We start from the raw sequence: 23,317 nt of genomic DNA on the forward strand, positions 1-23,317 counted from the left end.
GTGCTGCCCAGGCATCCGGCCATAGTCTCTTCGAAAAGGCCGGCATAGTGTGGCGCCATCGCAATCGCGCCCGGAGACCGCCCATGATCCGCCTTGCCGCGCTCCTTTTCGCCCTCGTGACGCTCGTGCCGGCCACCGCCCATGCCGATCTGCAGGGCCAGTACGAGGCCTTTCTGCGCGAGACTGTCTGGCCGAAGGCGCGCACCGCCGGCGTCAGCCGCGCCACCTTCGACCGCGTCATGGCCGGCCAGCGCCTCGATACGGACATTCCCGGCCTCGTCCGGCCCGGCGAGACGACGCCCAGGCGCATCCGTCAGGCCGAGTTCTCCGCGCCCGCGCGCTATTTCAACGAGAACAATCTGGGCGCCATCGTCGCCCAGGGGCAGCGGCTCGCCAGCCGGCATGCCGACACGCTCGCCGCCATCGAGCGCCAATACGGCGTGCCCGGCCGCATCATCCTTGCCATCTGGGGCCGCGAATCGGCCTTCGGCGGCGTCGCCATTCCCCATGACGCGTTCCGGGTTCTGGGCACCAAGGCGTTCATGTCGACCCGGCCCCCGCTGTTTCAGGGCGAACTGGTCGCAGCGCTCACCATGGTCGAGCGCGGCCTGGCCGGCCCCGGCCAGATGAAATCGTCCTGGGCCGGCGCGCTCGGCCAGCCGCAGTTCCTGCCCTCGTCCTATCTCGAGCATGCCGTCGATTTCGATGGCGACGGCAAGCCGAACATCTGGACATCGGTGCCGGACACGCTTGCCTCGATCGCCAACTATCTGAGCCATTTCGGCTGGCAGGCCGGCCGCGACTGGGGTTTCGAGGTCGATGTGCCCGCCGAGATCTCCTGCAGCTTCGAGGGGCCGGACCAGGGCCTGACCATCCGCGACTGGGTCGCCATGGGCGTGACCCGCGTCTCCGGCCGGCCCTTTCCCGACCACGAACTGCGCCAGGAGGGCTATCTGCTCATGCCGGCGGGCCGGTCGGGGCCGGCCTTCATCGTCACGCCGAACTTCTATGTGCTCAAGAAATACAACGAAAGCGATCTTTACGCGCTGTTCGTCGGCAATGCCGGCGATCGCATCCAGTGGTCGTCGGGCCGTTTCAAGCGCCCGTGGCGGCCGGTCGATACGCTCTACCGCTCCGACATCGCCGCCATGCAGCGGGTGCTCGAGGGCCAGGGCTACGATGTCGGCGGCGCCGACGGCCTGCCCGGCTTCAAGACCCGCCGCTCCATCGGCGACTGGCAGAAGAAGAACGGCCGCGCGCCGACCTGCTTTCCCAGCACCGCCTTGCTGCGCGCCATCCGATGACCGGTTCACAGCGATGCATTCGCAACTGCAAAAACAGCGCGGTTTGGCGTTTTGCAGCCGCGAAATCTGCGACGAAAGGATAAGGCCGACGGGCTGTTAACACCCGCGGAACCGACGGTTATCAATGGAAATCGCTGGCCGACATGCCATAATGGCGCAACCATGCCCGACCAAGTCCAAGCCGATAATCAGATTTGCTACACCGCCCTTTGCGGCATGAAGACCGAGTGCGTTTCTGCCGAACCGCGCCGGCTCGGCATTCTGACACTTGCCATAACAGCGCTCCGCCGCAGCGCCTCGCGCAAGGGGTTCTGCGTCGACTGCCCCTATCGTGGCGGCTGCGCGGACCCCGACAATGCCGAGTTGCTGAACGCCCGTCCTCTCGACGTGCACGTGCCCATCAACTGGCCGCAGGATCGGGCAGCGACCTGATGAAGGCTCCCGCCTCGTGCGGGCGCACCGTGGCGGCGCGAATGAGCTGGTCGAAGTGCCGTGTCAGCGCGTCGATCGCCTCCTTGGCGTTCAGCACCAGGTAGAGATCGCCCACATAGACCGCCGCGCGATAGGGTCCGAACACGGTGTAGGGCGCCGAAAATGTGCGTCGGCCGTCGAACAGGAACAGCCGCAATCCCGGATACAGGTCGTCGGCGAGCCGCGCGATCTGGCCGATCTGCTCGGCCCGCGCGGCGGCGTCCATCGCGCTCCAGACCCCCGCGCCGCGCGCCAGCGCCTCCAGCGTCTGCAACGGCATGCAAACCTCGGTATCGCTTTCGGGTCGGCGGCTGATGGCCAGCTTTTCGCGCGCATCGTCGATCTGCGCCGCCACTGACGGCTTGGTGGCGCGCGTCTCATAGGCGATCGTCCGGTCCGTGCGCAGGAAGTCGGGGATGGTCGCCGGCACATAGCGGATCTTCGTGCCCGCCGCCTCCTGGTGCCAGCGCGCGAGCATGGCATCGCTGCGCCGGTCCTGCGCCTTTTCAAGTTCCAGTGCCGGCTTGATCGCGGCCGAAACGCCCTCGTCCTGGCTCAGGCCCAGGAGCCAGTCGAGGCTGACGCCATGGCGGGCGGCGAGCCGGATCAGCGTCTCGGCTCGCGGCAGCCGCGTCGTCTCACCCGACAGCAGTTGCGAAAGCGCCGACCGGTCGAGCCCCACCGAGGCGGCGAAGCGCGACCGGTTCATGCCCGAGCGCGCCAGGAGCTCGCCGAGCCGCGTCCGGAACAGCCGGGAAGCGTCGCGTTTGTCGATGTGATCGGGCGCCATGCGGTTTATAATAAACAAGTGGCGATATTGGGCAACAGTTTCGGGATTTGATGACCGAATACGCGTGATTGTGCGCATTTTCGCCTGGCAAATCCTGCCGCCTCCTGCCATCGATGGCGGCAAGGACATAATCATGACGACGAATCAACGACTTGAATGGCCGACGCTTGCCATGCTCGCACTCTGCTACGGGCTGTGGCTCGCCGTCGGCCTGTGGCTGTTTCCGATCGCGCCCTGGCTTGCGCTGCCGCTCATGGCGGTGATGGCGGGCCTGCACACCTCGCTGCAGCACGAGGCGCTGCACGGCCACCCGACCCGCAATCCGGCGATCAACGAGGCGCTGGTCGCGCTGCCGCTTGCGGTCGCCTTTCCCTATCGGCGGTTCAAGGCCATGCATCTGCGCCACCACAACGATGCGCATCTGACCGATCCCTATGACGATCCGGAAAGCTGGTATCTCGACAGGGGCGAGCACGCCGCACTCTCGCCGTTCATGCGCCGGCTTCTGGCCGTCAACAACACGCTGGTCGGCCGACTGGTCGTCGGCCCGCCGCTGATGGCGTTCGGCTTTTGGCGCGACGATCTGCCAAGGCTGGTGCGCGGCGAACGCGGCGTACGCCGAGCCTGGGCCCATCATGCGCTCGGCCTTGCCGGGCTTTTCGCGATTGTCTGGGGCGCGATGGGCATCAGCCCGCTGGTCTATCTTGGCGTCGTCGCCTATGGCGGGATGGCGCTGATCGCCATTCGCACCTATTGCGAGCATCAGTGGAAGGAGGCCGTCGACGGGCGCACCGTGATCGTCGAGCACAGCCGGGTGCTGTCCTGGCTGTTCCTCAACAACAATCTGCATCTGGTCCACCACAAGCTGCCGCGCGCGCCCTGGTATGCGCTTCCGCGGCTCTATCGGCAAAAGCGCGCGCAATGGCTGGCCGCCAACGGCGCCTATGTCTATCGCAGCTATTGGGATATCTTCCGGACGCATGCGCTGCGCGCCAAGGAGCCGGTCGTGCATCCGGTGCTTCCGCGCGCGCCGCGCGCCGTCGACCATGGCCGCGCCTTTCAGCCGACCACAGTCGCGCCGTCTTCGGGGCCGGGCACGCATGTTCCCGTTGCCGCAAGGCCCGAGCGCTGAGGCGTGATCGCCTGCCTGCCCATGTATGACTGGCCCGAACGCCGGGCCGAGACCGACGCGCTGTGGATGCGCCTTGCCGGTGCCCTGCGCCGCGCCGGCTTCAACGCGCCCGGCACGCTGACGCGCCGCGATCGGCTCGACGACATGTGGCTGCGCCCCGATCTCCTGCTCGGCGAGACCTGCACCCATCCGCTCGAAACGGTGCTGCGCGGCCGGGTGCGCTACGTGGCGACGCCGGTCCGCGGTGCGCCCGGCTGCGGCCGGGGCACCTATCGCAGCGTCATCGTCGCCCGCCTCGACGCGCCCGACCTGCCGCCGCCCGACGACAGCCAACCGCAACTGCCCGACAGGCTCGACGGCCGGCTGGCGATCAACGAAGCCGGTTCCATGTCCGGCCATGTCGCGCTGCGCCGCGATCTCGCCGCCGCCGGCCGGCCCTGGCCCGGCGAGATCGTCGAGACCGGCGCGCATCGCGCCTCGATCCGTGCGGTCGCGTCGGGCACCGCCGACATCGCCGCGATCGACTGCGTGACCTGGCGGATCGCACGGGCGCACGAGCCCGCCGCGCGCGCGCTCGCTGTCATCGGCTGGACCGCGGAACGGCCGGGTCTGCCGCTGATCACCAACGGCGCGATGACGGATGCCGACATCGAACGACTGCGCAAGGCCATTGCCTGCGTGATGCCGATCGTCATTCACTGACGCGCCAGGCACCCCCACCCTCCATCCCTCCGACGTTTGCGCGGTCGGGATGAAGGGCGGAGATGAAAGGCGCAACGCGGAGAGCTCGAGGGGAGCCCCAGACCGCCGAACGGGCTATTCCGGTTCGCCATCGACCACGCGCAGGCGCAGCCCGCCGGTCTTGCTCTGAGCGGTCCTGTCGTCGCCGCCCGCCGCCTGGCCAGAGCCGCTCGGCTCGTCGAATTCCAGCCCCTCGATCTTGCGGCCGCGCTTGGTCAGCTTGTCGGTCGACACGAGGATATCGTCGATGTCCTTGCTCGCCTGGCCGAAATGGGTGGACAGCTTGCGCACCCGGTCGTCGAGCCGGTTCAGATCCTCCATCAGCCGCAGCACCTCGCCCTGGATCAGATGGGCCTGCTCGCGCATGCGCGCATCCTTGAGCAGCGCCTGGATCACCTGGATCGACAGCATCAGCAGCGACGGCGAGACGATGACCACGCGCGCCTTGTGCGCGCGCTGCACCACCGCCTCGTGGTTCTCGTGGATATCGGCGAAGATGCTCTCGGACGGCACGAACAGGAACGCGGTGTCCTGCGTCTCCCCGGCGATCAGGTATTTTTCGGCGATTGCCTTGATATGGACCTCCATGTCGCGGCGGAACTGGCGTGCCGCCTCGGTCCGGGCGCCATCCTCGCGCGCCTCGTGAAAGGCGTTCCAGGCTTCGAGCGGAAACTTCGCGTCGATGACCAGCCCCGGCGCGCCATTGGGCATGGAGACCACGCAATCGGGCCGGCTGCCGTTCGACAGCGTCACCTGAAAGCCATACGCACCCATCGGCAGGCCGTCCTCGATGATCGCCTCCATGCGGCTCTGGCCAAAGGCGCCGCGCGTCTGCTTGTTGGACAGGATCGATTGCAGTTCGACCACCTGGCCGGCGAGCTGCTGGATGTTGGATTGCGCCGTGTCGATCACCGCCAGCCGCTCGTGCAGCTTGCTCAGATTGTCATGCGCCGATTTCTGCTGTTCGGAGATCGACTGGCCGATACGCGATGTCATCGCGTCCAGACGTTTTTCGAGCGTCGCGCTCATCTCGGAGTGGCGCGCGCCGAAGACCTCGGCCATCGCCGACAGCCGACCCTGCATGTCCGATTGCGCCGACAGGATCTCGCTGACCCGCGCTTCGGCCTGTTGGGCGCGAACCCGCTCGGCCGCCAGCGCACGCCTGTGCCGGGCCGCCGCGCGCCAGAGCCCGAGCGCGGTGATCGCCGCGAGGATGACCGCGACCGCCAGCACGCTTTCGCCCAGGGTCACGACGCGACCGCCGACTTCGAGCGCCGGCGCGCTCCATGCGAATCCGCTTTCCATGGCGCCACCATAGGCGATTCGCGCCGCGCCTGCCGATTGACGTGCCGCCACGCACTGCTTAACTGGCATGCATCATGATCAGACCGCTCGTCCTGTTGCCAGACCCGATCCTGCGCCAGCGCTCACGTCCCGTGGAGCGCGTCGACGACGATTTGCGCGCCCTCGCCGACGACATGCTCGAGACCATGTACGACGCGCCGGGCATCGGCCTGGCCGCCGTGCAGGTCGGCGAGCCGATCCGGATGCTCGTCGCCGACGTCTCCGGCGAGGACGAGGAAAGGGATCCGCGCGTTCTCATCAATCCCGAGGTCGTGGCGCGGTCGGACGAACCCAATACTCATGAGGAAGGCTGCCTGTCGATCCCGGACTATTATGCCGATGTCGAGCGGCCGGCCGCCGTGACCGTGCGCTATCTCGACCGCCAGGGCACCGAGCAGACGCTCGAGGCAGGCGGACTGATGGCGACCTGCCTGCAGCACGAGATCGACCATCTCGACGGTGTGCTGTTCATCGATCACATCTCCAAGCTCAAGCGCGACATGGTGATCAAGAAGTTCCGCAAGCTGGCGCGCCAGCGCGGCGATTCGCCCATGGTGGCCTGACCGGACGGCCCGAAGGGCGCGCCGCCGGCCGAAAGAGGGGCAATTCCCCGATGCGCATCGTCTTCATGGGAACGCCCGATTTCTCGGTGCCGACCCTGCGCGCGCTTGCCGCGGCCGGCCACGAGATCGCTGCCTGCTACACCCAGCCGCCGCGTCCGGCCGGCCGGCGCGGGCTCACGGTGCGCAAGTCCCCCGTCCATCGGGCCGCCGAGGAACTGGGCATCGCGGTCCGTACGCCGGTCTCGCTGAAGGGCGAGGCCGAACAGGCGGCTTTCGCCGCGCTCGATGCCGATGTCGCGGTGGTCGTCGCCTACGGCCTTCTGCTGCCCGAACCGATCCTGGAAGGCACGCGGCTCGGCTGCTACAACGGCCATGCCTCGCTGCTGCCGCGCTGGCGCGGCGCCGCGCCCATCCAGCGCGCGATACTCGCCGGCGATCGCCAGACCGGCATGATGGTCATGAAGATGGATGCGGGCCTTGACACCGGCCCCGTCGCCATGACCGCCACGGTCCCCATCGGCCCGGACATGACCGCCGGCGAACTGCACGATGTGCTTGCCGAAACCGGTGCCGCGCTGATGGTCCGTGCCATGGCCGCGCTGGAACAGGGCACGCTCGAACTGACCCCGCAGCCCGACAAGGGCGCGACCTATGCCGCCAAGATCGGCAAGGACGAAGCGCGCATCGACTGGTCGCGGCCGGCCGCCGAGGTGCACAACCGCATTCGCGGCCTGTCGCCCTTTCCCGGTGCCTGGTGCGAGATGCGCCTTGGCGGGACATGGGAGCGCGTCAAGGCGCTGCGCAGCACGCGCGCCGAAGGCGAGGGCGAACCGGGCACCGTGCTCGCCGGCGCGCCGGTCACCATTGCCTGCGGTGCCGGCGCGGTGCGCATCGTCGAGCTCCAGAAGGCCGGCGGCAAGCCGATGGACGCCGAGGTATTCCTGCGCGGCAACGCGCTCGACCGAAACGGCGTGCGCTGAGCTTCAGTCGCTGCCGAAAACCGGCATTCGCGGTCTTTCCAGCCGGTAGATGTCGATGGCGCCGGCCGGCGTTGCGTCCGCGCCCTGGCGCACGATGCGCGCAACGAACGTCGCCGTCTCGCCAAGGCGCATGAGGGGCTCGGGATGGCGGGCCGGTGCGTCGACGCCTCCGGCGGAAATACCGGCGGGCAGTGCAAGCAGAACCGGCCATTGCAGTGCGGCGTCGGAAACCGGCAGGTCGATGAAGCCATAGCGGTGAAACTCGCCGAGCGGCAGCACCCGGTAATCGGCGTCCATCTTGGCGCCGTAGACGGACAGCCAGCCAACGAGCCCGTAGTCGTCGACCAGGATCGTCTCGATACCGGTTTCGGCGACCAGCGCGTCGACATCGCGCGCCACCGCCGGCCAGCCATGGGCGACCCGCGTCTGGTCGAGGAACGGCAGCCGCACGAACTGGGTGCTCGCCTGGGCGAAGATCAACGCGCCGACAGCCACGCCCACCGGCGCCTGCCAGATCAGCGCCTGGCGCTGCACGAGTGTCAACCAGCGTCCGCCCGGCTTCCAGGCCAGCGCCATTTGGGCGCCGAGCACGGATAGCTGTGCGTAGAGCGGCCAGGGCCAGTTGCCCTGCACGGTCGCATGCAGCCCGTGGAACAGGAAATAGGCGAGCGCCGGCACGCCGGTCCAGATCAGAAGGCCAAGGCGCGCGTCGCCGCGCCAGTTGGCGCTTGTGGGGAATATTGCAAGGCCGGCAACGACCAGTGCGAACAGCCAGGGCAGCAGCAGGCCAGCCTGCGCGGCGACGAATTCGGGCAGATGCAAAAGGTCGCGCAGCGACAGGTCGACGGCGCCGGCCCGCCCGAACTGGAAGGCGAAGGAGGACAGGCCATTGTCGAGGTTCCAGGCGATGACCGGCGCGAAGATCGCCAGCGCCAGCGCACCGCCGGCATACAGGTAGGCCGAAGCGAACCAGCGCCGGTTCTCGCGATGGGCGAGCAGCCACAGCGCGATCCCCGCGCCCAGGAACAGGCCGGTATACTTGCTGGCAAGGCCAAGTCCGGCGAACAGGCCGAAGGCCAGCCACCAGCGCCCGTCCCGTGCCGCTTGCAGTTCCGCCGCCGCCCACAGCGCCAGCGCCCAGAACAGCATGGAGGGAGCGTCGGGCGTGATCACGAACAGGCCGAGCATGCCGCCCGGCGTCAGGTTGAACCAGTAGACCGACAGCGCGGCGACGCGATGGTCGCCCAACAGCGCCATGGCGGTGCGATGGATGGCCAGCGAGACGATGCCCACGGACACGATCGCCACCAGCCTCGCGCCGAGCTCGAAATCGCCGACGAGCGCCCGGCCGGCCTTGATGAACCAGACCACCGCCGGCGGATGGTCGTAATAGCCCGCCTGCAGCGGGTGCAGCGCCCACAGCGCGTAATAGGCTTCGTCGCGGATCAGGTCGAGCCGCGCGCCCATGACGAGCTTGAGCCCGACAAGCGCGAGGACGAAGGCAAGCACCGTGCTTGCCCGCGCCCATCGCGGCAGCGGCGCGGCGCGGGCGGAGGAGGAAGACGCCGAACACATTGACGCGCCTCATCGGCGTTTTTGCAAGCGCCGTCAATCGGACCTGCGGCCGCAACTGGACAGCGGCCTGCGCGAAATCTATGCAGGCCCGCCGAGCCGTTCACCGCAACGAGAGCCCATGCCCCGCTATCGCCTGACAATCGAATATGACGGCACCCCTTATGTCGGCTGGCAGCGGCAGAAGAACGGCCACGCGGTGCAGGAGGCCGTCGAGAAGGCGATCTTCAGCTTCTGCAAACAGCAGGTTACCCTTCAGGTCGCCGGCCGCACCGACACCGGCGTGCACGCCATTGCCCAGATCGCCCATGTCGATCTGGCCCGCGACTGGGATCCGGTCCGGGTGCGCGAGGCGATCAACGCCTATCTGGTGCTCGACGACGAACGGATCGCCGTCGTCGCCGCACAGAAGGTGAGCGAGGAGTTTCACGCCCGATTTTCGGCGACCGCCCGGCACTATCTCTACCGCATTCACAACCGTCCGGCGCCGTTGACCTTCGACCGCAAGCGCGCCTGGTGGTGCAAGCGCCCGCTCGACGTTGAGGCGATGAACGCCGCCGCCCAGGTTCTCATCGGCACGCATGACTTCACCACCTTCCGCGCCGCGCAGTGCCAGTCGAAATCGCCGGTCAAGACGCTCGATGCGCTGCGATTCGCGCGCCATGGCGAATGGATCGAGGCGCATGTGTCGGCGCGCTCGTTCCTGCACAACCAGGTCCGCTCCATGGTCGGCACGATGAAGATGGTCGGCGAGGGGCGCTGGACGATCGACGACGTCAGGCGCGTTCTCGATGCGCGCGATCACCAGAAATGCGGCGCGCTCGCCCCGCCGCACGGGCTGTACCTGCTGCGCGTCGACTACGGCAGCACGGCCCCGTAATAGGCGCTCGCCAGCATCAGGCCGATGAACAGTTCGGTGGCGGTGAAGGCGATCGCGACCATGAGCGAACTGTCGAGCGCGGTGCGCGTGACCCGGACCGCGGCGATGAAGACGACGGCGAGCACGACCAGCAGGAGCATCGCCGCGAGCCCGCTTTCGGGCCCTGCGAACAGCTGCGCCACGAAAGGCACGGCGATCGCGTAGCTGATCACCGCCGCGGACCAGTTGCGCGCGATGATCAGATGCGAGAAGCGATCGCCGAAGCCCAGCGGCCGCAGGATCATTGCAAGGACGAAGACCGGCGCCAGCCAGACGAACAGTTCGAACGCCGCTTCGGCGAGGATCAGCCCGCCGGTCGATGCCAGCGGAAACTCGGCCTGTGTCTGCCGCGCCGAGAGCACCCAGACAAAGAACAGCGCCGGCGCGCTGACGAGGATCGCGCCGAAGGAGCGCCAGAACCCGTCGGCGCTGATGTCCATGCGGGTCAGCGCTTCGCGCCGACCGATCATCACCGCCAGCGCGCACTCCATGTGGTGGAAGGCGTAATCGAGGTTCATCGTCAGCGGTCGAACCAGCGCGTGATGAAATCGGCATAGATGGCCGTCAGCGTCTCCAGCTCTTCAAGGGCGACGCGTTCATCGACCATGTGCATGGTCTTGCCGACCAGCCCGAACTCGACCACCGGGCAATAATCCTTGATGAAGCGCGCATCCGACGTGCCGCCCGATGTCGACAGCTCCGGGGTTTCGCCGGTCACCGCCGCAACGCTTTTCGCCAGCGTGTCCGACAGCGCACGCTCACGCGTGACGAATACCGGGCTGACCGGCTTGATCCATTCGATCGTGTAGTCGACCGGGCCTTGCCTGCCCGGCCGCAGGCGCGCGTCGGCGGCGGCGCGGTCGAGCCGGTCGATGATCTGCGTGCGCAGGCCGTCCTCGGTCCAGCGGTCGTTGAAGCGGATGTTGAACGCCGCCTGCGCCCGCGCGGCAATGACGTTGACGGCCGGATTGCCGGTGTCGACCGAGGTGACTTCGACATTGGAGGGCTGAAAGACGTCGGTGCCCTCATCGAGCGGCGTCTCCATCAGCGCGGTGCACAGGGCGAGGAGCCCGCGCACGGGATTGTCGGCCCTGTGCGGATACGCGACATGGCCCTGCGTGCCGTTGACCGTGATTCGCCCGGACATCGACCCGCGCCGGCCGATCTTGATCATCTCGCCGAGCCGGTCCGGATTGGTCGGCTCGCCGAGCAGGCAGCCATCCCAGCGCTCGCCCTTTTCGGCCGCCCATTCGAGCAGCTTGGCCGTGCCGTTGATCGCCGGGCCCTCCTCGTCGCCGGTGATCAGCAGCGACACCGAGCCGGCAGGCGGGCCGCGTTCGGCCAGCACGCGCGCCAGCGCGGCGATGAAACAGGCAATGCCGCCCTTCATGTCGACCGCGCCCCGGCCATACATCTGCCCCTCGGCGATGGTGGCGCCGAACGGCGCGTGCGTCCAGTCGTCGGGATCGCCGGACGGCACGACATCGGTGTGCCCGGCGAACATCAGGTGCGGACCGTTGCCCGGAAGCCGGGCATAAAGATTGGCGACATCGGCCGTGCCGGGCTCGGAAAAGACCGGTCGGTCGCAGGTGAACCCCAGCGGTGCGACCATGGCCGAAAGCGCATCGAGCGCGCCGTCATCGGCGGGCGTGACCGAGGCGCAGCGGATCAGCGTTTCGAGATTGGCGGCGGGATCGGTGGGAAAAGCGCGCATGGTGCGCAATTAGCCAATGTGCGCGGCACTGTCACCCGGTTATGCGGACGAGCCTCCCGGGGCTCATCTGCGCTCGCGCGGAAAGGGCGGCGGGCCGTGGGCGTTGGTCTCCTGTGTCGGGGGCCAGACGGCCAGCACCACGAATGTCAGGAACGAGACCGCCGGGATCAGCAGCAGCAGGGCCAGCACGCCGGGCAGACCGATATCGTGCAGCCGCTTGACTGCCAGCGCCAGCGCCGCCCAGGCGGTGGCGACCCACGCCGCAAGCAGCGCAAGACCCCACAGCGCCATTTGCGGACTGTCCTCGGGCGTGCCGATGATCTGCGCGACGATCGCGGCCTGCACCAGGATCATGCCCAGCGCCGCCAGCGCGAAGCTCTTGCGCCCGATCCGGCCCCGGAACGAGAACAGGACCCAGGAGACCGTCAGCGGATGATCGGGCACATTACTCATTGAAATCGCAGATCCCTTTCCCTAAATCAGACCTGGAGGCTTTGGGCTGGAAGCGGCTCATTGCCTTTTTTCGTTTGGGAGCAGCTTTCTGATGTGCGTGAATCCCCAAACGTCGTGTTGCCCTGTCGGTGTAGGCCAGTAATAGCGCATCACGCAAACAAGGTCTGCAAACGGGGACAACTCGGTTCCCTGCGGCGCACCCATGCCACGCAGTCGCACGCCCCAAGCGACGATATAAGCCACCAGATCGGCAATCTGTATCATAGTCGTCAGGTCGCTGTGGACGAAGAGCGGTTCGGGGATGATCAGTCTTGAACGCCGCCGCCCTTTCTGGGTCCTCTGGAAGTAGCCGTCCATTTGCCCGACAAGCAGATGGCTCTGCGTTTTCTCCAATTCGTCGAAGACCACCAACCCCATCTCGGTTCCGTTCTGGCGATGTTCCAGACAGTGATGGAATCGTTCAAAGAGGTAGGCGTAGTCCTTGCGGAGGAAACCGTCACGCGGGGGGCGCTCAACCTGACGGCTGACGATCGACGCAAAGGCGACGCAATCGAAGCTGCGCGCGATTTTCAGTGCTTGCGTGACGTAGTCGAGCTTCGCTTTGCCCAATGCGGCCAACTGCAATCGGGTCGCGCCGTCCCCGTCCTGCAGGACGGTTCTTGCCAGACCGACGCGTTCTAGCGGGTTTATTGGTTTGTGCTGTCCTGCAAGTCTGAAAGTCTTGCGCTTCAATAAGGTTTTTGCCTTGGCCTCATCCTCGAATTCGGCAAAACGACGGTATCCGAAGCAGAACTCCTGCAGGTCGGCGAGTTGCCGGATCAATGGCCACAATCGCTTGTCCTGTATTGCGACTCCGGCCAGGACTTCATATGGCGATTCTCGACGATCCTGACCGCTTTCGTCGATGAAAAGCAGCCAGGCCACGGTGAGGTCAGTCCCGGAGCAGTTCGTTGATGCCGGTCTTGGACCGGGTGCGCTCGTCCACCTGCTTGACGATGACCGCGCAGTAAAGGTTCGGTCCCGGCTCGCCGTTCGGAAACGGCTTGCCCGGCATCGTCCCGGCGACGACGACCGAATAGGGCGGCACCTCGCCATAGGTGATCTCGCCGGTCGTCCGGTTGACGATCTTGGTCGACTTGCCGATGAACACGCCCATGCCAAGGACCGAGCCCTGGCGCACGATGCAGCCCTCGACCACCTCCGAGCGCGCGCCGATGAAGCAATTGTCCTCGATGATGGTCGGCCCGGCCTGCATCGGCTCGAGCACACCGCCGATGCCGACCCCGCCCGAAAGATGCACGTTCTTTCCGATCTGCGCGCACGAGCCGACCGTCGCCCAGGTGTCGACCATCGTGCCCTCGTCGACATGGGCGCCAAGATTGACGAAACACGGCATCAGCACCGCGCCCCTTGCCACATAGGCCGACCGGCGCACCGTGCAGTTGGGCACCGCGCGGAAACCGGCCGCCTCGAATTCGGCCGCCGTCCATCCGTCGAACTTGGAGGGCACCTTGTCCCACCAGGTCGCGTCGTCCGGCCCGCCCTTGATGATCGCCATCGGATTGAGACGGAACGACAGCAGCACCGCCTTCTTCAGCCATTGATGCACGGTCCAATTGCCGTCGGGCCCGGGCGCGGCGACGCGCGCCGTGCCCGCATCGAGCATGCTCAGGGCCTCCTCGACGGCGTCTCGCACCTCCCCGCGCGTATCTGCGTTCACCTGGTCGCGATTGTCGAAGGCGGCCTCGATGGTCCGTTCGAGGGCGGCGGTGTCGGGAGCGGGCATGCATGCATCCTTTGATTGTGGGCGAACAGGCGCGATGCTATCAGGCAGCGCCCGATGGCGTTGTTCTACTAGGGGAGAGCGGGCCGGAAGGTCAATCGGCGGGGATCGACCCGCCGGGCAACGCAGGTTGGGGAGAAACGCCATGAGCGCAAGGCGGCGCGACGAAGCCTGGGATCCGCTGGTCAGGTCGTTCCACGACGTCGACCGCGCCAGAAAGGTGCCCGACACGCCGCAGACGCGCTCGCCGGCCTATCGGCTGGCCTTCGACGATGCCGAATTCCTGTGCCGCGAGGAATTGCGGCCGGTGCGCCTGCAACTCGAACTGCTCAAGCCGGACATGCTGCTCGCCGAGCGCGGCATCCGCTCGACGGTGGTCATGTTCGGCGGTGCCCGCATTCCCGAGCCGGGCGGCGAGGCCTGGGCGGCCAAGAACGAAACCCAGAAGAAGAACCTTGAGGCCAACGCGGTCTACTATGCCGAGGCGCGCGAATTCGCCCGTCTGTGTTCGCGCCATTCGGCGTCGACCGGCCACACCGAGTTCGTCGTGGTCACCGGCGGCGGACCCGGCGTGATGGAGGCGGGCAATCGCGGCGCGGCCGATGTCGGCGCGCCCTCGATCGGGCTCAACATCGTGCTGCCGCACGAACAGGCGCCCAACGGCTATGTCACGCCCGAACTGTGCTTCAACTTCCACTATTTCGCGATTCGCAAGATGCACTTCTTGTTGCGTGCCAAGGCGGTGTCGGTCTTCCCCGGCGGCTTCGGAACGATGGACGAGTTGTTCGAGGCGCTCACCCTGATCCAGACCGGGCGCATGGAGCGGCTGCCCTTCCTGCTGTTCGGCAGGCGCTTCTGGCAGGGCGCGATCGATCTCGAGTTCCTGGCCGAGCAGGGCACGATCTCGCCCGGCGATGTCGAGCTGATCTCGTTCGTCGACACCGCCGAGGAGGCGTGGGGCGTGATCGGCGATTTCTACGAGCTTGCCTGACCGGCGGTGACGGCCCGCAGGAAGCCGGCGAGATCGTCGGTGACGTGATCGACCTGGTCCTCGACGTCCTCGCGCTCCCAGATCTCCGAAAAGGTCGGCCCCAGATTGGTCGGCACGATCAGCACCGTCGTCATGCCCAGCGACTTGGGCACGGTCAGATTGCGCGCCAGATCCTCGAACATCGCCGCGCGCTCGCAATCGACGCGGTGGATGGCGCGGAACTTGTCATAGGTCGAGCCGGCCGGCTTGGGCACCAGATCGGCGGCGACGATATCGAAGATCTCGTCGAAATGATCGAGAATGCCCAGCTGCCGCGCCGTGCGCTCGGCATGGCCCTTGTCGCCATTGGTGAAGATGAACTTGCGCCCCGGCAGCGCCCTGATCGCCTCGCCCAGCGCCGGGTCGGGGTCGATCCACGAATAGTCGATGTCGTGGACCTTTTCGAGGAAATCGTCCGGATCGACGTCGTGCTGGGCGATCAGCCCCGCCAGCGTCGTGCCGTAGCGGTGATAGTAGTCCTTCTGCAATGTGCGCGCCTCATCGCGCGGCAATTGCAGCAGGGTGGAGACATAGTCGGTCATCGCCACATCGATCTGCGAGAACAGATTGGTGTGGTGCGGATAAAGCGTGTTGTCGAGATCGAAGACCCATTCGCGCACATGGGCGAAGTCGGTCGGCGTGGGCACATGTCGGTTCATGGGACGATCTATGGCACGACCGCGGCGGCCGCGCCATGGGCTGCGCGGCGCAGCCGGGCGGCGATTTGGGCGGTTCGGGTGCGCTATTGCGGATCGTGCGTGATCAGCGTGCCGGCGCCGTGCTCGGTGAAGATCTCGAGCAGCACCGCGTGCGGCACCTTGCCATTGACGATCACCACCCCCTTCACCCCGCGCCCGAGCGCGGCGATGCAGGTCTCCACCTTGGGGATCATGCCGCCGGAAATCGTGCCATCGGCGATCAGCGCTCGGGCCTGGCCGATGGTGAGTTGCTTGATGACCTCGCCCTTTCCGTCGAGCACGCCGGGCACGTCGGTCAGGAACAGCAGCCGTTCGGCATTGATGGCGCCGGCGATGGCGCCGGCGAACGTGTCGGCATTGATGTTGTAGGTGTGCCCGTCGCGGCCGGGCGCCACCGGCGCGATGATCGGGATCATCTCCGATGTCGCCAGCTGGTCGAGCAGTGTGCGGTCCACCTCCTCGGGCTCGCCGACGAAGCCCAGATCGACGACCCGCTCGATATTGCTGTCCGGATCGGTCATCGTCTTGCGCGCCTTGCGGGCATAGACGAGATTGCCGTCCTTGCCGCAAAGCCCGATCGCCCAGGCGCCGGCGGCATTGATCAGCGCGACGATCTGCTTGTTGATCGACCCGGCCAGCACCATCTCGACGATCTCGACGGTCTTCTCGTCGGTCACCCGCAGGCCGCCCTCGAACTTGGATTCGATCCCCATGCGCGTCAGCATGGCGCCGATCTGTGGCCCGCCGCCATGGACGACGACCGGGTTGACGCCGGACTGCTTCAGCAGCGCGATGTCCTGGGCGAAGGCCTGGCCGAGCGCCGCATCGCCCATGGCGTGCCCGCCATACTTGACCACGACCGTCTTGCCCGCATAGCGCTGCATGTAGGGCAGGGCGGCGGCGAGAATGGCGGCTTCGGAGCCGGGCGCGGTGTGTCGAGGCGCGGTGTCTTGGTGCGAGGGCATGGCGAAAACGGCAAACGGTCGGTGCGCGCTCATAGCCGCTGGCGGCGCCCTGTGCAATCGCGTCGCCGCCGCGCCGCCGTCCACTGTCACAAAACCGCTGAATGCGCAGGCTATGGCAAGCCCATGGCGCGCATGCTGCTGACCCTTGTGCTGGCATTACTGCCGAGCGGCCTGCTCGCCGGGCCCACCGATCCGTTCGTCGCGATCGATCCCTATCCGGTCGCGCTCGACGCGCCGCTGATCGATGCCGATGGCACGCGCACGACGCTCGGTGCGCTGATCGGCAGCGAACCTGCCATCGTCCATGTCTGGGCGAGCTGGTGCGCGCCGTGCCGGCGCGAACTGCCCGAACTCGCCGCTTTCATGGCCGCGCCGGCGGCCGCGGACATTGCCCAGGCCACGGTGATCGTCTCGCTCGACACGGCCGGATCGGACCGCGTCTTCGGCTTTCTGCGCGATGATCTGGGTCTGGCGGACATGCCGGCCTGGCACGCCCATCGCGGCACGCGGCGGCTTTCGGCGTCGCTGCGTTTGCGCGGCATGCCGGCGACCTATGTTCTGGACGCCAACGGCAATGCGGTTGCCTTCCATGCCGGTCCGCTCGACTGGAGGTCGTCGGATACGGCCGAGGCGATGCGCGCAAGGCTTCAGGCGCGCTAAGGCGGCACCGGCGCCACCGTTGCGATGGCATCGCCCGGCACCTGTCGCCGGGGTCCGGCTCCCACCAGCCGAGAACGACAATGGGCGGGTCGCGCGCGGCCCAGGCAAACGGGCGCGCGCAACCGGGGAATGCGCCAGAATCAGTGCTGGTGGCCGGCGTGGCTGTGCCGGGTGGCGTCGGCGGGTTCGACCTGAAAATGCATGTCGACATGGCCGAAGTCGAACTCGATCTCGATCTCGTGTTCGTCGCCCTCGACCATCGGCTCGGTGACCCCGTTCAGCCGGAGCGCGAGACCGTTTGGCGCGAGCGTCATCGTCGTGCCGGCCCTGACCGGAACCTGTGGCAGCGGCTCGTAGACGGTTTCGCCGTCCTTGAGCCGGAAGCCGACCAGTTCGACGCTTGTTGCGATGTCGGACTCGCCGCCGGTGATCGTCACGTTGCGATCGGATGCGTTCTCGATCTCCACGAACAGCAGCGTGGTGTCGTCGTCGCCCGCGCGCACCCAGGCGTGCACCAGCTCCACGGCCCCCGTTCCGGCGACATGGCTGTCCTCGTCGTGATGGGCGTGATCGTCCGATGCCAGGGCCGGTGCGGCCAGCAGCGCGGCGGCCAGGAGGGCCGATGTCAGGGGGTGGCGAAGGGGGTTCATCTCGGGCCTCCGTTTTCGCTTGTCAGGCACGCAGATCCGTAATGATATTACGTGACAGCACCATGAATGCCGGCGCCAGGGCGAGCAGCATGGTGATCGCGACGAAGCCGGCGACCAGGTGGATTTCCGGCCAGCCCACCGAAGCCTGTACGAGGATGTCGGTGCGCTGGGTGATGATGCGCGAGATGACCCGCGCGGCGCCATAGCCCAGGACCAGGCCAAGAAGGGCGCCGGCGCCGATCAGCGCGCCCGCATAGCTCCACACGACCGCGAAGACATAGCGGTCCGGCGCGCCGAGCGCGCGCAGCAGGGCGAGCCGCCGGGCGAACAGCCGCATCAGGATGACCAGCCCGGTGAGCACGCTGGCCGCCACCAGGATCTGCGTGACGATGGCCATGATCGACATCACCTGGCGCACGTCGCCCATCACCGAATGGAGTTGTGCCAGCACCGCGCCGGGGAAGAACGCCATGGTGTCGCCACGCGTGAATTCCGAGCGCAGCGAATAATTGGCCCACAGCGCTTCGGCCCGCACCAGCACGGCCGGCGTGCCGGGGAAGTATTCGGCATCGAAGGGCGGGCCGATCTGGTCGGCCCGTTCGGGCGCGTGGCCGATGGCAAGGCCATGCACGTCCCAGACCGCTTCCACCGGTACCAGAATCGCGCGGTCCCAGGGGCTGCCGGTCGGTGGCATGCGGCCGACGACCTCATAGGTCACGCCCGCATGGGCGCCCTGTTCGGCCGCCGCGCCGTGCCCGTGCGCCGGCTCGAACGTGTCGCCGATCTGCGCCGGCGCGAGCGCGCCGGAGACGGCATGGGTGTGGGCGGTGAAGATTTCGCCTTCCTCCAGCCCGCCGGTCAGGTGATCGATGAAGTCGGCGGTGGTGCCGACGACCGGCGCGCCACGGTAGCTGTCGCCGAAGGCGATCGGCGCGGCCAGGTCGACGTTTTCGTGATTGGCGATCTCGCTATAGGTCTGACCGTCGAGCAGCGGCACGTCGGAGGGCTGCAGATAGACCGCGGCCAGCATCATCGTCATTTCGCTGCCGGGCGCGGCGATGATCAGGTCGAACTTGTCGGCGGCGTTTGCCGTTCCGGTCCGCAGGGCGCGCTCCTGGCTGATCAGCCCGACGCCGATGCCGACGGATATGGCGATCAGCGTGACGAACAGCGCGTTGGAAAACCGATAGCGCCACAGCATGGCACCGGCCAGCGGGGTCGGGTTGAGGCGCCGGACGATGATCAGCCCGATCACGACGAGCGGCGCGACCAGGCCCGCAAGGACAGCGATGTCCTGCGCCAGCACCGGCAGATTGTTCCAGGCGTCCTCCAGGCGATCAGGCATGAACGGGTGTCCCGGCGGCAAGATTTCCGTCGATGATGTCGATGACGCGGTCCATGCGCTCATGCAGCGCCGGATCGTGGCTGACCGCGACCAGCGTCTTGCCGCCCGAGCGCGTCAGCGCCACCAGGTCGTCGACCAGCCGGTCGGCGGTTGGCCGGTCAAGGCTCGCCGTCGGCTCGTCGGCGAGCAGCACCGGCGGATCGTTGGCGAGCGCCCGCGCGATCGCCACGCGCTGGCGTTCGCCGCCCGAAAAACTGTCCACCTTGCGCCGATTGTCGCCCAGACCGAGGTCTTCCAGGTGCTGCCGGGCGCGCTCGCAGATGGCCTGGCGCGCGCCGCTGTCGTGCACATAGGAGGCCGCGAGCGCGGCATTGCCCAGTGCGCTGAGCTCCTCGAACAGCAGGAAATCCTGGAAGACGAAGCCCATCTTCGAACGTCGGAAGGCGGCGCGCGCGCCGTGGGTCAGCGCGACCATGTCGGTGTCGCCCCAGGCGATGCGGCCGCTGACGTCGCCGGCAAGGCCGGCGATCGCGTAAAGAAGCGTCGACTTGCCCGCGCCCGACGGTCCGCGCACGCCGATGGCGGTGCCCGCCGGCACCTTGAGGTGGTCGACCGAAAGGATCGTGCGTCCGCCGGGGGCACGCACCTTGACGTCGTGCGCGCGCAGATCGAGGCCTTGCGAGATGGTCATGGTCAGCCGTGCTTGACCACCGCGTTGGCGAGCCGCACGCGACTCAAGAAGCCCGTCTCTGGATCGCGGAACGTGCCCAGTTCGAGAACGCCCTCGGTGACGATCGGAACGTTGAACGGCACGACCTTGAGCGTGCGCTTGGTGTAAACGGCGAGGATGTCGTCGGGCCATTCGGCCTCGGTCTCGCAGAACGGGCAGACCGCCATGGGCATCTTGGTCAGCACGAAGAACTTCGAGTTCGCCTTCAGCGGCGGCGCCATGAAGCCGGAGACCGCGACGCGGTCGCCTTCCAGTCCCTCGGCCAGCGGCGAGAACGACATGTCCTTGTTGTAGAGTTCGCGCAGCCGGATCTCGTCGTCCGACGCGCGCGCGGGGCCGGCGACACCCAGCGTCAGGGCGCCGGCGGCAGCCGCGATGAAGTCTCTGCGTTGCATTCCTGGCTCTCCTTTCCCGTTGGTTTTGGACAGAAGATGCGAAGGCACGATGACAAATGCCGGAAGGCCCGCCCCCGCGGGCCTTCCGGAAAGTGCGACCGGGCGTTGCGGCGGGCGCGGTCCGGCCCGCCGCGGTCGCATGCGGCTACATCGCTTCGGTCGTCATGGCGTGGTGCATGACGTGGAAGATGACGTTCTGCTCGATGGTGCCGTCGAACAGGTGGCCGTAAGGCCCCTTGGCGTAGACGGCGACGTCCTCGCCGGAGTGGGTTTCCGACGACTTCGGGATCAGCGCCTGCTGCACGTAGTCGATGTCGGTGGCGTCTTCCTCGGTCAGGTCGGGACGCACGCCGGCCCAGTTCATGTCCTCGCGCAGGATCGAGCTGGCGCCGTTGAGATAGCCGATGACGGTGTAGGGCTTGCCATCGTCGCCGAGCAGGGCCTCGCCGGTATGCCCGATGCCTTCATTGTCGATGTCCATGCAAAGGCCCAGAATGTTCGAGCCGCGGCCGCAATAGCCGTTGAACGCCAGGGCGTGCTCGTGGTCGGCGGTGACGACGATCAGCGTGTCTTCATCGTCGGTCAACGCGTCGGCGATGGCGACGGCCTCGGCGAAGGCGACGCCGTCGCGCACCATGCGGGCGGCATTGGTGGCGTGGTTCGCGTGGTCGACGCGGCCGGCCTCGACCTGCAGGAAGAAGCCGTTGTCGCCGCCCGAAGCCTGCAGCGCGGTGATGGCGGCTTCGGTCATCTCGGCCAGGCTCGGCTCGTCGGTGCGGTCGGCCTCGTACATCATGTGCGAGTTCTCGAACAGGCCGAGGATCGGCGTGCCGTCCAGCGGCGCGGCTTCGAAGCTGGCCTGATCCATGGCGAAGTGCGCGCCAAGACCTTCGGCCCGCTCGATCAGGTTGACGCCGTCTTCGCGGCGGCCGCCTTCATCGGCGTGGAAGTTGCGCATGCCGCCGCCCATGGCGACATCGATCACGCCGGCTTCCATTGCGTCGATGAGCTGGGTGGCGATGTCGGTCTGCGTGTCGCAGCCCTCGGGCACCGAGGCCTCGAAGTTCCGGTCGACGGACTTGGAGTAGGCCGAAGCGGGCGTGGCGTGCGTGATGCGCGCGGTCGAGACGATGCCGGTTGCCTTGCCCATGTCGTGGGCGATCTCGTTCATCGACTTGACCGTGTTGCCCTCCAGCGTCGAACAGTCGCCGCGCACGACGTCCTCGTCAATGCCGATGACGCCGATCTTGGTCTTCACGCCAGCCATCATGGCCGTGCCGGTGCCCGCCGAATCGGGGGTCTGGGCGTTGACGTTGTAGGTCTTGACCAGGGCCAGATTCGGAAAGGTCTCGTGGTGCTGGATGAAGTCGTCGCCGAAGCCCCCGTCCTGCTGGCCGGCAAACACGCGCGTGGCATAGTTGGAGCCCACGCCATTGCCGTCCGAGATCATCAGGATGACGTTCTTGGCGACATTCGTGTTGGGCTGCTTGGCCAGTTCGGCCTGGATGCGTTCCTGTCCGGCCGTGAACCAGGCGTTCTGTGCCTGGGGCAGGTCCTGGGCGTGCGCGACGGACGCGGCAAGGGTGAGCGCGAGCGCGCTGCAGATCGTGGATTTCATGACAGTCTCCTCGGTAGACCGCGAAAATGGCGGTCGGGTTCGCCTAGCGCCGTCGCTTGACAGGAATATTACAAGTCCTTGAATCCGCTGGACAATTTGTAACGTAATAACATTACAAGGAGACGCGCCTGCGGTTCGGCACCGCCCCGTGCGTTCACGAAATCGTGGCACGAGGTGACGTGCCGCGCGCGCGCCGATCGCCTATGTTGGGGTCAGCAATACGGAGGCGACCCATGATTACCAAACGTTCCATCTTCGCGCTGGGCCTTGGCGGCGCCGCTGCCGTCATCGGCGCGCGCTGGCTCGGCGGCACCCAGGCCACCGCGGCCGACGGCGCTTTCGAAGTCGTCAAGTCCGAGGCGGAGTGGCGCGCCCAGCTCACGCCGATGCAGTACGCGGTGCTGCGCGAGGAAGCCACCGAACGCGCCTTCACCAGCGCGCTGAACGATGAAAAGCGCCAGGGCATCTACCACTGCGTGGGCTGCGACCAGGCGCTGTTCTCGTCCGAGACCAAGTATGACAGCGGCACCGGCTGGCCGTCCTTCTGGCAGGAGATCGATGGCGCGGTCGGCTACAAGCAGGACTTCAAGCTGTTCATCCCGCGCACCGAGGAGCATTGCAGCCGTTGCGGCGGCCATCTGGGCCATGTCTTCGACGACGGCCCGCCGCCCACCGGCGAGCGCCATTGCATCAATGGCGTGGCGCTGCGCTTCCGCCCGGCCGACGGCTCCGAACCGGTCTATGGCTGAGCCGGCGCCACCGCCTCGGCGATCGCTTCGCGCAGATCGTCGATGCCCGCGGACTTTTCCGCCGAGGTGGCTATGACCTGCGGATAGGCCGCCGGGCGCCGGGTGATCCGGTTCAGGGTTTCGTCGACGAGCCGCCGCACCGCCGGCGGCTTGATCTTGTCGGCCTTGGTCAGCACGATCTGATAGGACACCGCCGCCCTGTCGAGCATGTCGAGCACTTCGGCATCGTTGGCCTTGATGCCGTGGCGCGCATCGATCAGCACGAAGACGCGTTTGAGCGTCGAGCGCCCGCGCAGATAGTCGAACACCAGTTCGGTCCAGCGCGCCACGGCCTCTTTGGGCGCCTTGGCATAGCCATAGCCGGGCATGTCGACGATCGCCAGCGGCGGCAGATCCTCGGCCGTGCCCGCATGGCCGTCCGGCACGAAGAAGTTGAGCTCCTGCGTGCGCCCCGGCGTGTTCGAGGTGCGGGCCAGCCCGCCCTTGCCGGTCAGCGCGTTGATCAGCGACGACTTGCCGACATTGGAGCGTCCGGCGAAGGCGATCTCGGGCGGCCCCTCGGGCGGCAGATGGCCGAGCGCCGGCACCCCGCGCAGAAAGGTCCACGCCCCGTGCGCGGCAAGCGCGGTGCGGGCAGCGGAGGCGGTGTCCTTGGTCATGTCTGCCATTCTACCCAACTCCTGCCCTCCCCCGCGCGCGGGGGAGGGCAGG

26 protein-coding genes are annotated in these 23,317 nt (G+C 67.2%); 10 read left to right on the top strand and 16 right to left on the bottom strand.

The window, feature by feature from the left end:
- Window positions 1-83: 83 nt before the first annotated feature.
- Window positions 84-1,304, top strand: coding sequence for a lytic murein transglycosylase (locus RBB34_RS01680; protein WP_306117431.1), 1,221 nt, complete (start codon window positions 84-86; stop codon window positions 1,302-1,304).
- 162 nt (window positions 1,305-1,466) lie between these two features.
- Entirely contained in the window at window positions 1,467-1,736 is a 270-nt protein-coding gene (locus RBB34_RS01685; protein ID WP_306117432.1) for a hypothetical protein, read from the top strand.
- On the opposite strand, the gene RBB34_RS01690 is transcribed toward RBB34_RS01685, so the two are convergent.
- The gene (locus RBB34_RS01690) at window positions 1,705-2,565 is read right to left on the bottom strand and encodes a helix-turn-helix transcriptional regulator (protein WP_306117433.1); all 861 of its coding nucleotides are present in this window, start codon (window positions 2,563-2,565) and stop codon (window positions 1,705-1,707) included. The genes RBB34_RS01685 and RBB34_RS01690 overlap by 32 nt on opposite strands.
- A gap of 133 nt (window positions 2,566-2,698) precedes the next feature.
- Here RBB34_RS01690 and RBB34_RS01695 point away from each other — a divergent pair, with 133 nt between their 5' ends.
- A complete protein-coding gene (locus RBB34_RS01695) occupies window positions 2,699-3,697 on the top strand; it encodes a fatty acid desaturase (RefSeq protein WP_306117434.1) in 999 nt (332 codons plus the stop codon).
- Window positions 3,698-3,700: 3 nt separating this feature from the next.
- Complete coding sequence (locus RBB34_RS01700; protein WP_306117435.1) at window positions 3,701-4,399, top strand: PhnD/SsuA/transferrin family substrate-binding protein; 699 nt, start codon at window positions 3,701-3,703, stop codon at window positions 4,397-4,399.
- Window positions 4,400-4,513: 114 nt separating this feature from the next.
- Here RBB34_RS01700 and rmuC read toward each other — a convergent pair whose 3' ends face one another.
- Complete coding sequence (rmuC, locus tag RBB34_RS01705; protein ID WP_306117436.1) at window positions 4,514-5,743, bottom strand: DNA recombination protein RmuC; 1,230 nt, start codon at window positions 5,741-5,743, stop codon at window positions 4,514-4,516.
- Window positions 5,744-5,814: 71 nt separating this feature from the next.
- On the opposite strand from rmuC, the gene def reads away from it, so the two are divergent.
- On the top strand, window positions 5,815-6,345 hold the full coding sequence (gene def / locus RBB34_RS01710) for a peptide deformylase (RefSeq protein ID WP_306117481.1): 531 nt from the start codon (window positions 5,815-5,817) through the stop codon (window positions 6,343-6,345).
- Window positions 6,346-6,395: 50 nt separating this feature from the next.
- The gene (gene fmt, locus RBB34_RS01715; protein ID WP_306117437.1) at window positions 6,396-7,325 is read left to right on the top strand and encodes a methionyl-tRNA formyltransferase; all 930 of its coding nucleotides are present in this window, start codon (window positions 6,396-6,398) and stop codon (window positions 7,323-7,325) included.
- A gap of 3 nt (window positions 7,326-7,328) precedes the next feature.
- On the opposite strand, the gene RBB34_RS01720 is transcribed toward fmt, so the two are convergent.
- On the bottom strand, window positions 7,329-8,834 hold the full coding sequence (locus tag RBB34_RS01720; protein ID WP_306117438.1) for a glycosyltransferase family 39 protein: 1,506 nt from the start codon (window positions 8,832-8,834) through the stop codon (window positions 7,329-7,331).
- Between the two features lie 184 nt (window positions 8,835-9,018).
- Here RBB34_RS01720 and truA point away from each other — a divergent pair, with 184 nt between their 5' ends.
- Window positions 9,019-9,777 (top strand): tRNA pseudouridine(38-40) synthase TruA, encoded by a 759-nt coding sequence (gene truA / locus RBB34_RS01725; RefSeq protein WP_306117439.1) that lies wholly within the window; start codon window positions 9,019-9,021, stop codon window positions 9,775-9,777.
- Here truA and RBB34_RS01730 read toward each other — a convergent pair.
- The 5 genes from RBB34_RS01730 to dapD form a co-directional block, all read right to left on the bottom strand.
- Window positions 9,756-10,334 carry a hypothetical protein gene (locus RBB34_RS01730; protein ID WP_306117440.1) on the bottom strand — a complete coding sequence of 193 codons (579 nt, stop codon included), beginning with the start codon at window positions 10,332-10,334 and terminating at the stop codon, window positions 9,756-9,758. The two genes, truA and RBB34_RS01730, sit on opposite strands and share 22 nt — an antisense overlap.
- Before the next feature lie 2 nt (window positions 10,335-10,336).
- A complete protein-coding gene (gene dapE, locus RBB34_RS01735) occupies window positions 10,337-11,530 on the bottom strand; it encodes a succinyl-diaminopimelate desuccinylase (RefSeq protein ID WP_306117441.1) in 1,194 nt (397 codons plus the stop codon).
- A 63-nt stretch (window positions 11,531-11,593) separates the two neighbouring features.
- The gene (locus RBB34_RS01740; protein ID WP_306117442.1) at window positions 11,594-11,983 is read right to left on the bottom strand and encodes a DUF805 domain-containing protein; all 390 of its coding nucleotides are present in this window, start codon (window positions 11,981-11,983) and stop codon (window positions 11,594-11,596) included.
- Between the two features lie 57 nt (window positions 11,984-12,040).
- Complete coding sequence (locus tag RBB34_RS01745) at window positions 12,041-12,907, bottom strand: DUF3800 domain-containing protein (RefSeq protein ID WP_306117443.1); 867 nt, start codon at window positions 12,905-12,907, stop codon at window positions 12,041-12,043.
- A gap of 7 nt (window positions 12,908-12,914) precedes the next feature.
- A complete protein-coding gene (dapD, locus tag RBB34_RS01750; RefSeq protein ID WP_306117444.1) occupies window positions 12,915-13,769 on the bottom strand; it encodes a 2,3,4,5-tetrahydropyridine-2,6-dicarboxylate N-succinyltransferase in 855 nt (284 codons plus the stop codon).
- A gap of 142 nt (window positions 13,770-13,911) precedes the next feature.
- Here dapD and RBB34_RS01755 point away from each other — a divergent pair, with 142 nt between their 5' ends.
- Window positions 13,912-14,757 carry an LOG family protein gene (locus tag RBB34_RS01755; RefSeq protein ID WP_306117445.1) on the top strand — a complete coding sequence of 282 codons (846 nt, stop codon included), beginning with the start codon at window positions 13,912-13,914 and terminating at the stop codon, window positions 14,755-14,757.
- Here RBB34_RS01755 and RBB34_RS01760 read toward each other — a convergent pair.
- Window positions 14,742-15,455: a pyrimidine 5'-nucleotidase gene (locus RBB34_RS01760; RefSeq protein ID WP_306117446.1), complete on the bottom strand. Its 714-nt coding sequence runs from the start codon at window positions 15,453-15,455 to the stop codon at window positions 14,742-14,744. The genes RBB34_RS01755 and RBB34_RS01760 overlap by 16 nt on opposite strands.
- Window positions 15,456-15,538: 83 nt before the next feature.
- Window positions 15,539-16,459: an acetylglutamate kinase gene (argB, locus tag RBB34_RS01765; RefSeq protein ID WP_306117447.1), complete on the bottom strand. Its 921-nt coding sequence runs from the start codon at window positions 16,457-16,459 to the stop codon at window positions 15,539-15,541.
- Window positions 16,460-16,582: 123 nt separating this feature from the next.
- Between argB and RBB34_RS01770 the strand changes: the two genes are divergently transcribed.
- Window positions 16,583-17,119 carry a TlpA disulfide reductase family protein gene (locus RBB34_RS01770; RefSeq protein ID WP_306117448.1) on the top strand — a complete coding sequence of 179 codons (537 nt, stop codon included), beginning with the start codon at window positions 16,583-16,585 and terminating at the stop codon, window positions 17,117-17,119.
- A gap of 140 nt (window positions 17,120-17,259) precedes the next feature.
- Here RBB34_RS01770 and RBB34_RS01775 read toward each other — a convergent pair whose 3' ends face one another.
- From RBB34_RS01775 to RBB34_RS01795, 5 genes are all read right to left on the bottom strand, one after another.
- The gene (locus tag RBB34_RS01775; protein ID WP_306117449.1) at window positions 17,260-17,769 is read right to left on the bottom strand and encodes a copper chaperone PCu(A)C; all 510 of its coding nucleotides are present in this window, start codon (window positions 17,767-17,769) and stop codon (window positions 17,260-17,262) included.
- 22 nt (window positions 17,770-17,791) lie between these two features.
- A complete protein-coding gene (locus tag RBB34_RS01780) occupies window positions 17,792-19,114 on the bottom strand; it encodes an FtsX-like permease family protein (protein WP_306117450.1) in 1,323 nt (440 codons plus the stop codon).
- The gene (locus RBB34_RS01785) at window positions 19,107-19,805 is read right to left on the bottom strand and encodes an ABC transporter ATP-binding protein (protein WP_306117451.1); all 699 of its coding nucleotides are present in this window, start codon (window positions 19,803-19,805) and stop codon (window positions 19,107-19,109) included. Before RBB34_RS01785 ends, RBB34_RS01780 begins: the two co-directional genes overlap by 8 nt.
- A 2-nt stretch (window positions 19,806-19,807) precedes the next feature.
- Complete coding sequence (locus RBB34_RS01790) at window positions 19,808-20,239, bottom strand: hypothetical protein (RefSeq protein WP_306117452.1); 432 nt, start codon at window positions 20,237-20,239, stop codon at window positions 19,808-19,810.
- Between the two features lie 145 nt (window positions 20,240-20,384).
- Window positions 20,385-21,857: an alkaline phosphatase gene (locus RBB34_RS01795; RefSeq protein WP_306117453.1), complete on the bottom strand. Its 1,473-nt coding sequence runs from the start codon at window positions 21,855-21,857 to the stop codon at window positions 20,385-20,387.
- A 233-nt stretch (window positions 21,858-22,090) separates the two neighbouring features.
- Here RBB34_RS01795 and msrB point away from each other — a divergent pair, with 233 nt between their 5' ends.
- Entirely contained in the window at window positions 22,091-22,606 is a 516-nt protein-coding gene (gene msrB, locus RBB34_RS01800; RefSeq protein ID WP_306117454.1) for a peptide-methionine (R)-S-oxide reductase MsrB, read from the top strand.
- On the opposite strand, the gene yihA is transcribed toward msrB, so the two are convergent.
- On the bottom strand, window positions 22,597-23,265 hold the full coding sequence (gene yihA, locus RBB34_RS01805) for a ribosome biogenesis GTP-binding protein YihA/YsxC (protein ID WP_306117482.1): 669 nt from the start codon (window positions 23,263-23,265) through the stop codon (window positions 22,597-22,599). The two genes, msrB and yihA, sit on opposite strands and share 10 nt — an antisense overlap.
- Window positions 23,266-23,317: the final 52 nt, after the last annotated feature.

It is taken from the genome of Roseitalea sp. MMSF_3546, from assembly GCF_030732865.1.
In the GTDB taxonomy this organism is placed as follows: Bacteria; Pseudomonadota; Alphaproteobacteria; order Rhizobiales; family Rhizobiaceae; genus Roseitalea.

Excerpts from the sequence above, each read along its gene's own strand:
- RBB34_RS01730 (WP_306117440.1), bottom strand. The coding sequence starts at position 10,334 with ATGAACCTCGATTACGCCTTCCACCACATGGAGTGCGCGCTGGCGGTG.
- RBB34_RS01795 (WP_306117453.1), bottom strand. The coding sequence starts at position 21,857 with ATGAAATCCACGATCTGCAGCGCGCTCGCGCTCACCCTTGCCGCGTCC.
- RBB34_RS01770 (WP_306117448.1), top strand. The coding sequence starts at position 16,583 with ATGGCGCGCATGCTGCTGACCCTTGTGCTGGCATTACTGCCGAGCGGC.
- argB (WP_306117447.1), bottom strand. The coding sequence starts at position 16,459 with ATGCCCTCGCACCAAGACACCGCGCCTCGACACACCGCGCCCGGCTCC.
- dapE (WP_306117441.1), bottom strand. The coding sequence starts at position 11,530 with ATGCGCGCTTTTCCCACCGATCCCGCCGCCAATCTCGAAACGCTGATC.
- RBB34_RS01695 (WP_306117434.1), top strand. The coding sequence starts at position 2,699 with ATGACGACGAATCAACGACTTGAATGGCCGACGCTTGCCATGCTCGCA.
- RBB34_RS01760 (WP_306117446.1), bottom strand. The coding sequence starts at position 15,455 with ATGAACCGACATGTGCCCACGCCGACCGACTTCGCCCATGTGCGCGAA.
- RBB34_RS01755 (WP_306117445.1), top strand. The coding sequence starts at position 13,912 with ATGAGCGCAAGGCGGCGCGACGAAGCCTGGGATCCGCTGGTCAGGTCG.
- msrB (WP_306117454.1), top strand. The coding sequence starts at position 22,091 with ATGATTACCAAACGTTCCATCTTCGCGCTGGGCCTTGGCGGCGCCGCT.
- RBB34_RS01785 (WP_306117451.1), bottom strand. The coding sequence starts at position 19,805 with ATGACCATCTCGCAAGGCCTCGATCTGCGCGCGCACGACGTCAAGGTG.
- RBB34_RS01790 (WP_306117452.1), bottom strand. The coding sequence starts at position 20,239 with ATGCAACGCAGAGACTTCATCGCGGCTGCCGCCGGCGCCCTGACGCTG.
- truA (WP_306117439.1), top strand. The coding sequence starts at position 9,019 with ATGCCCCGCTATCGCCTGACAATCGAATATGACGGCACCCCTTATGTC.
- RBB34_RS01690 (WP_306117433.1), bottom strand. The coding sequence starts at position 2,565 with ATGGCGCCCGATCACATCGACAAACGCGACGCTTCCCGGCTGTTCCGG.
- RBB34_RS01740 (WP_306117442.1), bottom strand. The coding sequence starts at position 11,983 with ATGAGTAATGTGCCCGATCATCCGCTGACGGTCTCCTGGGTCCTGTTC.
- RBB34_RS01680 (WP_306117431.1), top strand. The coding sequence starts at position 84 with ATGATCCGCCTTGCCGCGCTCCTTTTCGCCCTCGTGACGCTCGTGCCG.
- RBB34_RS01780 (WP_306117450.1), bottom strand. The coding sequence starts at position 19,114 with ATGCCTGATCGCCTGGAGGACGCCTGGAACAATCTGCCGGTGCTGGCG.
- RBB34_RS01685 (WP_306117432.1), top strand. The coding sequence starts at position 1,467 with ATGCCCGACCAAGTCCAAGCCGATAATCAGATTTGCTACACCGCCCTT.
- fmt (WP_306117437.1), top strand. The coding sequence starts at position 6,396 with ATGCGCATCGTCTTCATGGGAACGCCCGATTTCTCGGTGCCGACCCTG.
- RBB34_RS01775 (WP_306117449.1), bottom strand. The coding sequence starts at position 17,769 with ATGAACCCCCTTCGCCACCCCCTGACATCGGCCCTCCTGGCCGCCGCG.
- dapD (WP_306117444.1), bottom strand. The coding sequence starts at position 13,769 with ATGCCCGCTCCCGACACCGCCGCCCTCGAACGGACCATCGAGGCCGCC.
- yihA (WP_306117482.1), bottom strand. The coding sequence starts at position 23,265 with ATGACCAAGGACACCGCCTCCGCTGCCCGCACCGCGCTTGCCGCGCAC.
- rmuC (WP_306117436.1), bottom strand. The coding sequence starts at position 5,743 with ATGGAAAGCGGATTCGCATGGAGCGCGCCGGCGCTCGAAGTCGGCGGT.